11 protein-coding genes and 1 pseudogene are annotated in these 13,820 nt (G+C 70.3%); 7 read left to right on the forward strand and 5 right to left on the reverse strand.

Annotated elements, in window-relative coordinates:
* The first annotated feature begins 35 nt into the window (after nucleotides 1–35).
* From P8A20_RS12810 to P8A20_RS12820, 3 genes are read left to right on the forward strand one after another with little or no spacing between them, the layout of a single operon-like run.
* Nucleotides 36–560 (forward strand): PadR family transcriptional regulator, encoded by a 525-nt coding sequence (locus P8A20_RS12810; RefSeq protein ID WP_037828499.1) that lies wholly within the window; start codon nucleotides 36–38, stop codon nucleotides 558–560.
* Nucleotides 557–1,243 carry an ABC transporter ATP-binding protein gene (locus P8A20_RS12815; RefSeq protein ID WP_147959296.1) on the forward strand — a complete coding sequence of 229 codons (687 nt, stop codon included), beginning with the start codon at nucleotides 557–559 and terminating at the stop codon, nucleotides 1,241–1,243. The genes P8A20_RS12810 and P8A20_RS12815 overlap by 4 nt, the downstream gene beginning before the upstream one ends.
* Nucleotides 1,240–3,576 carry an ABC transporter permease gene (locus tag P8A20_RS12820; RefSeq protein WP_306103531.1) on the forward strand — a complete coding sequence of 779 codons (2,337 nt, stop codon included), beginning with the start codon at nucleotides 1,240–1,242 and terminating at the stop codon, nucleotides 3,574–3,576. Before P8A20_RS12815 ends, P8A20_RS12820 begins: the two co-directional genes overlap by 4 nt.
* A 72-nt stretch (nucleotides 3,577–3,648) precedes the next feature.
* Here the strand turns inward: P8A20_RS12820 and P8A20_RS12825 are convergent, their stop codons facing one another.
* Entirely contained in the window at nucleotides 3,649–4,608 is a 960-nt protein-coding gene (locus tag P8A20_RS12825; RefSeq protein WP_306103532.1) for a hydrogen peroxide-inducible genes activator, read from the reverse strand.
* A 132-nt stretch (nucleotides 4,609–4,740) separates the two neighbouring features.
* On the opposite strand from P8A20_RS12825, the gene P8A20_RS12830 reads away from it, so the two are divergent.
* On the forward strand, nucleotides 4,741–5,295 hold the full coding sequence (locus P8A20_RS12830; RefSeq protein ID WP_014154322.1) for a peroxiredoxin: 555 nt from the start codon (nucleotides 4,741–4,743) through the stop codon (nucleotides 5,293–5,295).
* Nucleotides 5,296–5,307: 12 nt separating this feature from the next.
* Entirely contained in the window at nucleotides 5,308–5,844 is a 537-nt protein-coding gene (locus tag P8A20_RS12835) for an alkyl hydroperoxide reductase (RefSeq protein ID WP_147959294.1), read from the forward strand.
* A 123-nt stretch (nucleotides 5,845–5,967) separates the two neighbouring features.
* On the opposite strand, the gene P8A20_RS12840 is transcribed toward P8A20_RS12835, so the two are convergent.
* From P8A20_RS12840 to P8A20_RS12855, 4 genes are all read right to left on the reverse strand, one after another.
* Entirely contained in the window at nucleotides 5,968–7,374 is a 1,407-nt protein-coding gene (locus tag P8A20_RS12840) for an AI-2E family transporter (protein WP_147959293.1), read from the reverse strand.
* A gap of 130 nt (nucleotides 7,375–7,504) precedes the next feature.
* Nucleotides 7,505–8,218, reverse strand: a complete 714-nt coding sequence (locus P8A20_RS12845; RefSeq protein ID WP_147959292.1) for an aggregation-promoting factor C-terminal-like domain-containing protein — start codon at nucleotides 8,216–8,218, stop codon at nucleotides 7,505–7,507.
* Nucleotides 8,219–8,607: 389 nt separating this feature from the next.
* Nucleotides 8,608–9,930, reverse strand: coding sequence for an RNA 5'-3' helicase PhoH2 (phoH2, locus tag P8A20_RS12850; RefSeq protein WP_147959291.1), 1,323 nt, complete (start codon nucleotides 9,928–9,930; stop codon nucleotides 8,608–8,610).
* Nucleotides 9,931–10,266: 336 nt separating this feature from the next.
* A complete protein-coding gene (locus P8A20_RS12855; RefSeq protein WP_147960426.1) occupies nucleotides 10,267–11,028 on the reverse strand; it encodes an isoprenyl transferase in 762 nt (253 codons plus the stop codon).
* A gap of 207 nt (nucleotides 11,029–11,235) precedes the next feature.
* Between P8A20_RS12855 and mgrA the strand changes: the two genes are divergently transcribed.
* Together mgrA and P8A20_RS12865 are read left to right on the forward strand one after the other, a co-directional pair.
* Nucleotides 11,236–12,273, forward strand: coding sequence for an L-glyceraldehyde 3-phosphate reductase (mgrA, locus tag P8A20_RS12860; protein ID WP_147959290.1), 1,038 nt, complete (start codon nucleotides 11,236–11,238; stop codon nucleotides 12,271–12,273).
* 321 nt (nucleotides 12,274–12,594) lie between these two features.
* Nucleotides 12,595–13,769, forward strand: a pseudogene (locus P8A20_RS12865) (winged helix DNA-binding domain-containing protein).
* Nucleotides 13,770–13,820: the final 51 nt, after the last annotated feature.

A 13,820-nucleotide genomic window follows, 5' to 3' on the forward strand; every position in this document is an offset into this window, starting at 1 on the left:
CATGCGAGGTATACACACCGTGTACAGTGCGGCGCATGTCAATCGGACACACCCTCCTCGGACTCCTGGAGTCCGGCCCCCGCCACGGTTACGACCTGAAGCGCACCTTCGACGAGAAGTTCGGCCACGACCGCCCCCTGCACTACGGGCAGGTCTACGCGACCATGTCCCGGCTGCTGAAGAACGGACTCGTCGAGGTCGACGGCGTCGAGTCGGACGGCGGCCCCGAACGCAAGCGGTACGCCATCACCGACGCCGGTATCACCGATGTCGCCACCTGGCTCGCGCAGCCCGAGAAGCCGGAGCCCTACCTCCAGTCGACCCTGTACACCAAGGTCGTCCTGGCCCTGCTCACCGGCCGCGACGCCGCCGACCTCCTGGACGCCCAGCGCTCCGAGCACCTGCGCCTGATGCGCATCCTCACCGACCGCAAGCGCCAGGGCGATCTCGCCGACCAGCTGATCTGCGACCACGCGCTCTTCCATCTCGAAGCCGATCTGCGGTGGCTCGAACTGACCGCCGCGCGTCTCGGCCGGCTCGCCGAGGTGGTCCTCCCGTGACTCCCGCCGGTTCCCTGCTCGCCGCCCACGACGTCCACAAGACCTACGGCTCGACCCCCGCGCTCGACGGAGCCTCGTTCTCCGTCCACCCCGGCGAGGTCGTCGCCGTCATGGGCCCGTCCGGCTCCGGCAAGTCGACCCTGCTGCACTGCCTGGCCGGGATCGTCACCCCCGACTCGGGCACCGTGACCTACGGCGGCCGCGAGCTGTCCGCGATGTCCGACGCCGGGCGCAGCGCCCTGCGGCGCACCGACTTCGGCTTCGTCTTCCAGTTCGGCCAGCTCGTCCCCGAGCTGACCTGTGTCGAGAACGTCGCCCTGCCGCTCCGCCTCAACGGTGTCAAGCGGAAGGAGGCAGAACGCACCGCCCTGGAGTGGATGGAGCGCCTGGAGGTCGACAACGTCGCCGCCCAGCGCCCCGGCGAGGTGTCAGGCGGCCAGGGTCAGCGCGTGGCCGTGGCACGGGCCCTGGTCGCCACTCCCAAGGTCGTCTTCGCCGACGAGCCGACGGGGGCGCTGGACTCCCTCAACGGCGAGCGGGTCATGGAACTGCTCACCGAGTCCGCCCGCACCGCCGGCACCGCCGTCGTGCTCGTGACCCACGAGGCGCGCGTCGCCGCGTACTCGGACCGCGACGTCGTCGTGCGCGACGGCCGCTGCCGTGATCTGGAGTACGTCGGATGACCTGGCTGCGTGATCTCGGCCTCGGGGTACGCTTCGCCGCCGCGGGCGGGCGGGAGGGCTGGGCGCGGACCGTGCTCACCGCCGTCGGGGTGGGGCTGGGGGTGGCTCTGCTGCTGGCCGCGGCGTCCGTACCGCATCTGCTCGACGAGCGCGCCTCTCGTGACCGGGCTCGTGACGAGGTCTCGGCGTCACGCAACGCCGTCGTCGCGAAGTCGGACAGCACCGTCCTGCGGATCAACGCGGCGACGGAGTACCGCGGCCTCCCCGTCGGGGGCTACCTGATGCGCGCGGAGGGGGCGCACCCGGTGGTCCCGCCCGGGGTCGACGCCTTCCCGGGGGCCGGTGAGATGGCGGCCTCCCCAGCCCTGCGCGAGCTGCTGGCCTCGCCCGAGGGCGCCCTCCTCAAGGAGCGGTTGCCGTACCGGATCACCTCGACGATCGCCGACACCGGTCTGCGCTCCCCCAAGGAGCTGTACTACTACGCGGGCAACGACTCGCTGACGACCGCCACCGGCGGGCACCGGCTGGCCGGTTACGGCGACGACACCTCTGCCGATCCGCTCACCCCCGTCCTGGTCGTCCTCGTCATCCTGATCTGCGTCGTGCTGCTGTCGCCGGTCGCGATCTTCATCGCCACCGCCGTGCGGTTCGGCGGCGACCGCCGCGACCGCAGGCTCGCCGCGCTCCGGCTGGTCGGTACCGACATCCGGACGACCCGTCGGATCGCGGCGGGCGAGGCACTGTTCGGCTCGCTGCTCGGTCTGCTGGCCGGGCTGGCGTTCTTCCTGGTGGGCCGCGGATTCGTCGGCCATGTCGAGCTCTGGAGCCACAGCGCGTTCCCGTCCGACCTGACCCCCGCCCCCTGGCAGGCCGCGCTCATCGCCGTGGCGGTACCGCTGTCCGCCGTGCTGGTCACACTGATCGCCATGCGGGCAGTGGCCGTCGAGCCGCTGGGTGTCATGCGCAACACGGGCAGCCGCAGGCGCCGCCTCTGGTGGCGCCTGCTGGTACCGGCCGTGGGCCTGGCCGTCCTGGGGCTGACGGGCAAGGTCGAGGAGGACCAGGCCGTCGATCCGTACCCGATCGCGGCAGGCGCCGTACTCGTCCTGTTCGGGCTCGCGCTGCTGCTGCCCTGGCTGATCGAGGCCGGTGTGAGCCGACTGCGCGGTGGTGCACCGGCCTGGCAGCTGGCGGTGCGCCGGCTCCAGCTGAACAGTGGAGCGGCGTCCCGGGCCGTCAGCGGGATCACCGTCGCCGTCGCCGGCGCGGTGGCCCTCCAGATGCTGTTCGCGGCGGTCGGCGACGAGTTCGAGTCGATGACGGGCCAGGACCCCTCGCGCGCCCAGTTCCACACCTTCTCGGAGCAGGTCACCGGGGACGCCGCCGCCCGGACCATCGAGAAGTTCCGGGCCACCGAGGGGGTGGAACGCGTCATCGGCACGGTCGAGACCTACGTGATCAAGCCGGGGACGTTCGGGGAGGACGAGGTCACGCCCACCACCTCCCTGACCGTCGGCGACTGCGCCACCCTGAAGGAGCTCGCCGAGATCAGCTCCTGCGAGGAGGGCAACACCTTCGTCGTCCACCCCCGCGGCGACAAGGAGATGAGCGACTGGGTCGACGAGACCGCGCGCAAGGGCGAGGAGGTCGAACTCAACCCCGAATTCGGCTGGAACCCGAAGGCGAAGTCCGTGCGGTGGACCCTGCCGGCGGACGCGGCCACGGTCACGACGAGCCGCGACCCGATCGGTCAGGAGCACTCGGGCATCATGGCGACGGTCGGTGCCATCGACCCCCGCACCCTGCCGAGTGCCCAGACGATCGCGCAGATCAAGGTCGACGAGGGCGTGGAGGACGTCTCGGAGTACGTACGGAACACGGCGGCCGGGATCGACCCCGGCATGCGCGTCGCCACCCTGGCCTCGACGGAACGCGACCGCCAGTACGCCAGCGTGCAGACGGGTCTGCGGCTCGGCGCGGTGGCGACGCTGCTGCTCATCGCCGCCTCGATGCTGATCTCCCAGCTGGAGCAGCTCCGGGAGCGCAAGCGTCTGCTGTCCGTCCTGGTCGCCTTCGGCACCAGGCGCGTCACCCTCGGCTGGTCGGTGCTCTGGCAGACCGCCCTGCCGGTGACCGCCGGCCTCCTGGTCGCGATCGCGGGCGGTCTCGGACTCGGCGCCGTCATGACCTGGATGCTGGACAAGACGGTGACCCAGTGGTGGCTGTTCCTGCCGATGGCGGGTGCGGGCGGGGCACTGATCGTGATCGTGACCCTGCTCTCGCTGCCCCTGCTGTGGCGCCTGATGTGCCCGGACGGTCTGCGTACGGAGTGACACCCGAAGGGCCCGGGTGACACCCGAAGGCTCCGGATGAGACCCGAGGGGTGAGTGCGCCGGGGGGCGCATTCACCCCTCGCCGGTCATCCGTACCGGCAGTGTCCCCATCGCACCGCGCAGTGCGGCCGCGAGCTCCTCGAACTCCTCGTGCCTCGCCGAGCCGGACCGCACGGCCAGCGCCACCCGCCGAGAGGGGGCGGGGTCCGTGAAGTACCCGGTGGACAGCGCCTCGTTGCGCCCGGTCTCGACCGTCACGGCCGTGCGCGGCAGCAGTGTCACCCCCAGCCCGCCGGCGACGAGCTGCACCAGTGTGGAGAGCCCGGCCGCGGTCGTCGTCACCGGCGCCCCCTGTGTGCGCCCGGCCTCCCGGCAGATGTCCAGCGCCTGGTCGCGCAGGCAGTGTCCCTCGTCGAGCAGCAGCAGCGGCAGGTCCCGGAGCGTCTCGCGCGGCAGACCCGTGCGCCCGGCGAGAGAGTGTTCCTTCTCCATGACGAGCACGAAGTCCTCGTCGAACAGCGGCATCTCGGTGACTCCGGGCACCCCGAGCGGCACGGCGAGCAGCAGCAGGTCCAGCAGGCCGGCCGCGAGCCCCTCCAGCAGCGAGGAGGTCTGCTCCTCGTGGACCTGGAGGTCGAGGTCCGGGTAGCGCTCGTGGACCAGCCGCAGTACGGCCGGCAGCAGATAGGGAGCCACCGTCGGGATGACGCCGAGCCGGAGCACGCCGGTGAACGGCGCGCGGACCGCCTCCGCCTCCTCCATCAGTTCGCCCAGCGCCTCCAGCACCGCCCGGCTCCGCACCGCGAGGCGCTCCCCCGCCGGCGAGAGCAGCACCTTGCGCGTCGTACGCTCGATCAGCTGGACACCCAGTGCCACCTCCAGCGCGGACACGGCTCCGGAGAGCGCGGGCTGACTCATCCCGATTGCTGCCGCCGCATCCCGGAAGTGCAGATGTTCCGCCACGGCCGCGAAGGCCCGCAGCTGCGAGAGGCTGGGCTGCTTGACCCTAATAGCCTGATTTACATACGCCACTGATAGGCACCTCCGATCATCCCGACCGAGTGTAGCTATTTCCGTGATCAATGCACTGTGTGCCAAGGTAAGGGCTGTCCAACCCCCAGGAACGCCCCCAAAAAGGGATTTCCTACGCAGCAAGGAGTGCGCGTGCTCACTGTCGGTGACAAGTTCCCCGAGTTCGACCTGACCGCTTGCGTGTCGCTGGAGAGCGGCAAGGAGTTCGAGCAGATCAACCACAAGACCTACGAGGGTCAGTGGAAGATCGTCTTCGCGTGGCCGAAGGACTTCACCTTCGTGTGCCCCACCGAGATCGCCGCCTTCGGCAAGCTGAACGACGAGTTCGCCGACCGTGACGCGCAGGTCCTGGGCTTCTCCGGCGACTCCGAGTTCGTGCACCACGCCTGGCGCAAGGACCACCCGGACCTGACCGACCTGCCCTTCCCGATGCTGGCCGACTCGAAGCACGAGCTCATGCGTGACCTCGGCATCGAGGGCGAGGACGGCTTCGCCCAGCGCGCCGTCTTCATCGTCGACCAGAACAACGAGATCCAGTTCACGATGGTGACCGCCGGTTCCGTGGGCCGTAACCCCAAGGAGGTCCTGCGGGTCCTCGACGCCCTGCAGACCGACGAGCTCTGCCCCTGCAACTGGACCAAGGGCGAGAACACCCTCGACCCGGTCGCCCTCCTCTCCGGCGAGTGAGCTGATACCCACATGGCACTCGACGAACTGAAGTCCGCCATACCGGACTTCGCCAAGGATCTGAAGCTGAACCTCGGCTCGGTCATCGGCAACAGCGAGCTCCCCCAGCAGCAGCTGTGGGGCACCGTCCTGGCCTGCGCGATCGCCTCGCGTTCGCCGAGGGTGCTGCGCGAGCTGGAGCCGGAGGCCAAGGCCAACCTCTCCGCCGAGGCGTACACGGCTGCGAAGTCGGCAGCGGCGATCATGGCGATGAACAACGTCTTCTACCGCACCCGGCACCTGCTGTCGGACCCCGAGTACGGGAACCTCCGTGCCGGTCTGCGGATGAACGTCATCGGCAAGCCGGGCGTGGAGAAGGTCGACTTCGAGCTGTGGTCGCTCGCCGTCTCCGCGATCAACGGCTGCGGCCAGTGCCTGGACTCGCACGAGCAGGTGCTGCGCAAGGCCGGCGTCGACCGTGAGACCATCCAGGAAGCCGTCAAGATCGCTTCGGTGATCCAGGCGGTCGGCGTGACCCTCGACTCCGAGGCCGTACTCGCCGGGCAGTGACCCGCAGTACATTTGTACGGGAAGGGCCCCGTCGACGACCGACCGTCGACGGGGCCCTTCTTCATGTCCGCGTCCGGCGCGGGCCCGGTCCGGCCGCCTCCCCGGCGCCCGGACCGCCACGTCCTACTGCTTCGGGCCGTCCGGCGACCGGTCCGCGCGCTCGCCGCCACGATCGGCCGCGTCCCCTGCCACGGGCGCGTCCGCGGGGACGGGCGGCTCCTTCGGCGGCAGGGCCGAGAGAGCGGTCGCGCCGTGCGGCCCCGGCCCCTGGAGCGCGACCGGGTCCTGCCCGTACGAACGCAGGTAGCCGACCACTGTGTTGGTCACCGCGACCAGGGGCACGGCGACGACCGCACCGCCGATGCCCGCGATCATGCCGCCCGCCGCGACCGACAGCACCACGGCCAGCGGATGGACGCGGACGGCACGGCCCAGGATGAACGGCTGCAGGATGTGGCCCTCGATCTGCTGCACGGCGAGGACGACGATCAGCACCATCAGGGCGGTGAACACGCCCTGGGTGACGAGTGCGACGACCACGGCGAGGGCGCCGGACACCACGGCGCCGACCAGCGGGATGAAGGCGAAGAGGAAGATGAAGACGGCGAGCGGGACCGCCATCGGCACGTCGAGGAAGTAGATCCCGAGCCCGATGAAGATCGCGTCGATCAGGGCGACGATCACTGTGCCCCGCACATAGGCGGTCAGCGTCCGCCAGGCGCGCGGCCCGGCGCCGGCGACACCCGGCCGGGCCTGCGAGGGCACCAGCTTGAGCACCCACTGCCAGATCCGCTTGCCGTCGTACAGCAGGAAGAGCGTCGAGAACATCGCCAGCAGCAGGCCGGTGAGGACCTCGACCATCACGGTCACGCCCTGGAGCCCGGCGGAGGTGATCTCCTCGGTGTTGGTGCCGATGGTGTCGCTGAGGTTCTTCGCGATGTCGTTGATCTGCGACTCGGTGACATGGAACGGGCTGTCCAGGAGCCAGCGCTTCAGCTCGTCGATGCCGTCACGGACCCGGTCCGACAGCGTGTCCAGGTTGTCCATCACCTGCCACACGACGAACCAGCCGACCAGGCCCATGATGACGAAGCCGAGCACGGCGGTCACCGCGGTGGCCAGCCCGCGCGGCAGCCCGAGCCGCCTCAGGCGTACGACGGTCGGCTGGAGCAGCGCGGTGACCAGCAGGGCGGCGACGAAGGCCAGGACGACCAGCTGGATGGCGCTGATGACGCGCATCAGGATCCAGAGCGTGCCCGCCAGGACCAGCAGCCGCCAGCCCGCCTCGGCCGCGACGCGCATCCCCCAGGGAATCGCGGACACCGGGTCGGGCCGCGCCGCCACGGAGGGGGCGTACGCGGGCGGGCGCGGCACCTGTTCGGCGGCCACCGTGGACAGCGTCGACGACGAGACGCTCACGGCGTTCTCGTCGGCTCGGCGTTCGTCCTCGGCGCGGCGTTCTTCCAGTCGCGCCCCGATCTCGGTGAGTTCGGCGCCCAGCCGACCGAGCCACCCCGGAAGTTTTGACATGGATCTTTCCCTTCCCCCGTTCGCTCCCCGCACGCCCCCGGAGATGTCCGGATCGACCGTACACGCGAGATGCCCCGCACCGTGATCGGTGCGGGGCATCTCGAGGTCGGTCGCTGAACCTCGTGGGGTTCTAGTACCAGTGGTTGGCCTGCCAGAAGGACCAGGCTCCGCACGGGCTGCCGTACCGGCCGTCCATGTAGCTGAGGCCCCACTTGATCTGGGTGGCCGGGTTGGTCTGCCAGTCGGCGCCGGCGGACGACATCTTGGAGCCGGGCAGCGCCTGCACGAGACCGTAGGCCCCGGACGACGGGTTGCTCGCCCGGTAGTTCCACGTCGACTCGTGGTTCACGATGTTGCTGAAGCACTGGAACTGGTCGGCAGGAATCATCTGCCGTGCCATCGCCTGGACTTCGGCCACCGTGTAGGAGCCCTGTGCCGAGAAGGAGGTGGCGTCGCGGACGGAGGACCGGCTCGCGCGCTCGGCCTCTTCCTTCTTCTTCTCCTTGGCCTCGCGCTCCGCCTCCAGCTTGTCCTCGGCCGCCTGCTTCTTCGACTTGGCGTCCTTGGCGGCCTGGATGCGGGCCGTCTCCTCGGCAGACTTCTTCGCGGCCGCGTCGGCCGCGGACGCCTGGGCGTCGGCCTGCTGCGTCAGCGAAGCGGTCTGGACCTGGGCCTGCTGGCCCGCGGGGATGTCTGCGAGCAGCGTGGTGTCGGCTGCGGCCGCCTCGAAGTTGTTGTCGTCGACAGCGGGAGTGCTGCCCGACGCAACGCCGACGACGGCGCCTACGGTGGTGACCGCGGTGGCAGATGCCACGGCGAACCCCCGGACCGAGATCCGGCTCACATGGTGTCCTTCCAGCATCGCCCGCTTAGGTGACCTCGCGGGCGCAATCGTGCCCCCTGACACTGGCCTCCCTACTGCTTGGGTCACGGGAGGCACGGGCCCGGTGGGCACTCCCTCGCGGGAGCGCCACGTGGTACTCGCGGGCGGCATACGGACGGCGATTGTTGAGTTGTGTGGTGCGTGGCGCCTCTGGAGGTGCCCAAGTGCCGTATGCGGGGCCTGACGGAAGCAAGACTCTGCCGGAAGGACACGGCGCGTTGCAATTCTGTGTTGCGTGTGAAAGCTCACACCTCGTTTGGCGCACAACTTTTTCGGAAATGACGGCACAGCACGATGCCGCCCGGCTAAGCTCCTTGGCTCGCCGGGCGGCATCTATAGGACGTTCAGGGTCAGATGTGACCGTCCTCCAGCATTTCGGTCACCAGCGCGGCGATCTGCGAGCGCTCGGACCGGGTGAGCGTGACGTGCGCGAAGAGCGGATGCCCTTTCAGCTTCTCGACCACGGCGACGACTCCGTCGTACCGGCCGACCCTGAGGTTGTCCCGCTGCGCCACGTCGTGGGTGAGCACCACCCGTGAATTCGCCCCGATACGGGACAGCACGGTCAGCAGGACGTTCCGTTCCAGGGACTGCGCCTCGTCCACGATCACGAACGCGTCGTGGAGCGACCGGCCCCGGATGTGGGTGAGCGGCAGGACCTCCAGCATCCCGCGCCCCAGCACCTCTTCGATGACCTCGCGCCCCGCGACCGCCGACAGCGTGTCGAAGACGGCCTGCGCCCAGGGGCTCATCTTCTCGGCCTCGCTGCCGGGGAGATAGCCGAGCTCCTGCCCGCCGACCGCGTACAGCGGCCGGAAGACCATCACCTTCTTGTGCTGCCGGCGCTCCAGCACGGCCTCCAGCCCCGCGCAGAGTGCCAGGGCCGACTTACCGGTGCCCGCCCGGCCGCCCATCGACACGATGCCGATGTCCGGGTCGAGAAGCAGGTCGAGCGCGATGCGCTGCTCGGCGCTGCGGCCGTGGATCCCGAAGGCCTCCCGGTCGCCGCGTACGAGGCGTACGTTGCCCTCGGCCGTGACCCTGCCGAGCGCCTTGCCGCGCTCGGACTGGAGGACCAGCCCGGTGTGCACGGGGTACTCGGATGCCTCGGGGACGTAGAGGCTCTCCTCCCCGAACAGCAGGTCGACCTGGTCCCCGGCGAGGGTCAGTTCGGCCATCCCCGTCCAGCCGGAGTCGGTGACGGCGAGCTCGGCGCGGTACTCCTCCGCGAGGAGACCGACCGAGGACGCCTTGATCCGCAGCGGCAGGTCCTTGGAGACGACCGTGACGTCGAACCCCTCCGCCTGCAGGTTGCGTGCGACCGCGAGGATCCGTGAGTCGTTGTCCCCCAACCGGTAGCCGGCGGGCAGGACGCCGGGGTCGGAATGGTTGAGTTCGACACGGAGCGACCCGCCCAGGTCCCCGAGCGGGATCGGGGCGTCCAGCCGGCCGTACCGGATCCGGAAGTCGTCCAGCAGACGCAGGGCCTGCCGGGCGAAGTATCCGAGCTCGGGGTGGTGCCTTTTGGCCTCCAGCTCCGTGACCACGACGATCGGCAGCACGACTTCGTGCTCGTCGAACCGGGTCATGGCTTTGGGGTCGGCCAGCAGGACGCTGGTGTCGAGAACGTAGGTGCGCCTGTCGGGCATGCGGCGCTTGTTGCTGGTCACCACGGAAGGACGTACCCCCTCGGACGAGGTCGGGGAGTGCGACGGAGGTCGCGGAACTCCCCGAAGGGAGAGGACGGACCGGGTTCGGGCCCCGTGCGCGGGCCGAACACCGGCCCTCCGCGTCGGCCGCACGGTGTGCGGTCCTTCGTGTGCAAAGGGCCTCCCGGGCGAGCGGGCTGGGTGCCGCTCACTTGGTTGCGACGTCCGCCCGGTTACTGACCGGACGTCGACCTGAGAGCTGTATTCCCTCCAACACGCGAAGCCATGCCCCGGCCTGCGACAAGGTGCGCCCCCGCGCTGCTACTCTCCTCCGGCCGCGCGGCCGGTACGTCGTGGCTCTCAGGCCCCGTAACGCCGGTGGCGCGCCGCGTAGTCACGCAGGGCGCGCAGGAAGTCGACCTTGCGGAAGGCCGGCCAGAAGACCTCGCAGAAGTAGTACTCCGAATGGGCGCTCTGCCAGAGCATGAAGCCCGACAGCCGCTGTTCCCCGCTCGTACGGATCACGAGGTCCGGGTCGGGCTGTCCGCGGGTGTAGAGGTGCTCGGAGATCAGGTCCGTGGAGACCACCTCGGCGAGCTCCTCGAAGGTGGTGCCGCGGGAGGAGTGGTCCAGGAGCAGGGAGCGGACCGCGTCCGCGATCTCCTGACGTCCGCCGTAGCCGACGGCGACGTTGACGATTATCCCGTCGACGCCCGCAGTGGCCTCCTCCGCCTCCTTGAGGACGGTCTGGGTCCTGGCCGGCAGGAGGTCCAGCGTGCCGACGTGGTGGACCCGCCACCGCCCGTCGGACGCCAGCTGGCGGACCGTGTTCTCGATGATCCCGAGCAGCGGGATGAGCTCCGCCTCGGGCCGGTCGAAATTGTCGGTGGAGAGCAGCCAGAGGGTGACGACCTCGACATCGGTCTCGCTGCACCATCCGAGCAGCTCCGAGATCTTGTCCGCCCCGGCCTGGTGGCCTTGCACGGCCGAGCCGCCGGATGCCTTCGCCCACCGCCGGTTTCCGTCGAGGATGACTCCGATGTGCTTGGGCACCTGGTCGTGATCCAGGCGGCCTCCCACCCGGCGTGCGTAGAGCCCGTACACCAGGTCGCGCAAGTTCACTGAGTTCACCCTCTCGGTTCCGTACGGGCCCTGGGCCCGCCCTCCCCCTCGACGGGGGTCCGGGGCCGCCCCCCGGGGGATCACCGTGCGGTCCGCGCACCGCGCTCCCGCGCCGCGGACCGGCATGTCCCGAAGCCGCCACATTACTGCGGACGGGTCACGGGGGCCCAACCCGGTCTGTCACAAGTCCGTGATAAGGAGTGAAACGTGACTGATTCCCTCTCCTACCTCCCCGACACGTCTCGCTACGACTCCATGGAGTACCGCCGTACCGGCCGCAGCGGTCTCAAGCTGCCCGCGATCTCGCTCGGCCTGTGGCACAACTTCGGCGACGACCGAGCCCTGGGCTCCCAGCGGGCGATCCTGCGCCGTGCCTTCGACCTCGGTGTGACCCACTTCGACCTGGCCAACAACTACGGCCCGCCGCCCGGCTCCGCCGAGCTGAACTTCGGCAAGATCTTCCACCAGGACTTCGCCCCGTACCGGGACGAGATCATCGTCTCCACCAAGGCCGGCTACCGGATGCACCCCGGCCCGTACGGCGAGTGGGGATCCCGCAAGTACCTGCTGTCCTCGCTCGACGCCTCGCTGCGGCGGACGGGCCTCGACCACGTCGACATCTTCTACTCCCACCGCTTCGACCCCGCCACCCCGCTCGAGGAGACGATGGGCGCCCTCGCCTCCGCGGTGAACCGCGGGAAGGCGCTGTACGCGGGCGTGTCCTCCTACAACGCCGGGCAGACCGCCGAGGCGGCACGGATCCTCAAGGAGATGGGGGTGCCCGCCCTGATCCACCAGCCCTCCTACTCGATGGTGAACCGCTGGGTGGAGTCCGACGGACTGCTCGACACCCTGGAGAGGGAGGGCATGGGCTGCATCTCCTTCGCACCGCTCGCCCAGGGGCTGCTCACCGGCAAGTACCTGACAGGCATCCCCGAGGGGTCGCGCGCCAGCCAGGGCAAGTCCCTGGACCCGGATCTGCTGTCCGACGAGATGGTGCGCCGGCTGCGCGGGCTGAACGACATCGCGCAGAAGCGCGGGCAGTCCCTCGCGCAGCTGGCCCTCAACTGGGTCCTGCGGGACAGCCGCATGACCTCCGCCCTCATCGGCGCTTCGAGCGTGAAGCAGCTGGAGGAGAACGTGGCCGCACTCTCCGCGCCCGCGCTGACCGCCGCCGAGCTGAAGGAGATCGACGCCTTCGCCGTGGACACCGCGAGCACCAATATCTGGGCCCGGCGCGGCTGACCCACGGCCTCTCAGGCGTCGAATTCCCCGGTTGTCCGGGGCTGCACACGAGGCCGCCACCGGTTCTGCACAAGGGCCGCACATCCGGAATGCATCCGGGCACAAAAAAACGGGCCGGTCCGTGGGGGGGGGATACGGACCGGCCCGAGGGGGGGTTTCCACCATAACCCTTCGTAAGTGCTGCTGCGTGCCACGCCACAGAATAATTACTCTCCGAATTCATCGGAATGCGCTACGGGCACATTCCAACTGCCTGCGGAACGCGCCGGACCGGGGTCATCGAGGACGGATTCCGTCCTATCGGCGTCCTACATTCGGCCCATGACGACACGCACCCGCATCACGGCCGTGAGCTGGTCCCGGGCAGACGCCAGGCGCCTGGACAGGCAGTTCCTCTCCGGAAGCACCCCTTCAGCCGATGACACCGCCCACGGCGTGACGGGGGCCGTCGCCGCGATGCTCGGGGCACACGCGCAGGTTCTGTCCGCCGCCGAACTCTCGATCGGGCTCCGCGCCCCGGGGACGACACGCACGGATGTGCGGACGGCTGTGTGGACCGACCGGAGCCTGGTCAAGACGTTCGGCCCGCGCGGCACCGTGCACCTGCTGCCCGCCGAGGAGCTTCCGATGTGGACCGGGGCCCTGTCGGCCGTACCGGCGGGCGGCAGCCCCTTCCCCAAGGACGCCCGGATGACGCCGGACCAGGTCGAGGCGGTCGTGGCCGCCGTCGCCGACGCCCTGAAGGGCGCCGAGCTCACCGCCGACGAGCTCTCCGACGAGGTGATCAGGCGTACGGGTCCCTGGGCGGGCGACCCGGTCATGCCCGCGTTCCGGGGAATGTGGCCCCGCTGGCGCCAGGTGCTGCACCTGGCGGGGCACCGGGGCGCCCTCTGCTACGCACCGAACCGGGGCCGGAAGGCCACGTACACGAATCCCGCGACCGTCCCGATGCCCGCGCGGGAGGCGACGGCCGCGCTCGTGCGCCGCTACCTGCTGGCCTACGGTCCGGCCACCCCGGCCCACTTCGCGCGGTGGCTCGCGGCGCCGCGGGGCTGGGCCGGCTCTTCGAGGAGCTGGCCGGGGCCGGCGCGATCGAGGAGGTGGCCTTCGAGGAGTGCGGGCAGGCGTGGGTGGTCGCGGGCGACACCCGGTTCCCGTCGGCGGCGCCGCGCGGGGTGCGGCTGCTCCCCTACTTCGACGCCTTCGGCATCGCCTCCCAGCCGCGTGAGCGCCTCTTCCCCGGCGCGGCGTACGCACGCGCGACGGCCGGCGGCCAGGCGGGCAACTTCCCGGTGCTGCTGGTGGACGGCGAGGTCGCCGGGGTGTGGCACCAGCGGCGCTCGGGCAGGCGGATCGCGGTGACCGTGGAACCGCTGGGCCCGCTGGACGCCGCGCGCGGGCGGGCACTGGAGGAACAGGTGGAGAGGCTGGGCGAGGTGATGGAGGGGACCCCGGAGCTGACGGTGGGGAAGGTGACCGTGGGCGGCCACGCATAGCCCGGGGCAGAACAGCCCGTGGGTCCCGCCGGTCGGCGGGTCCCACCGGTC

This window comes from Streptomyces sp. Alt3, assembly GCF_030719215.1.
GTDB lineage: Bacteria > Actinomycetota > Actinomycetes > Streptomycetales > Streptomycetaceae > Streptomyces > Streptomyces glycanivorans.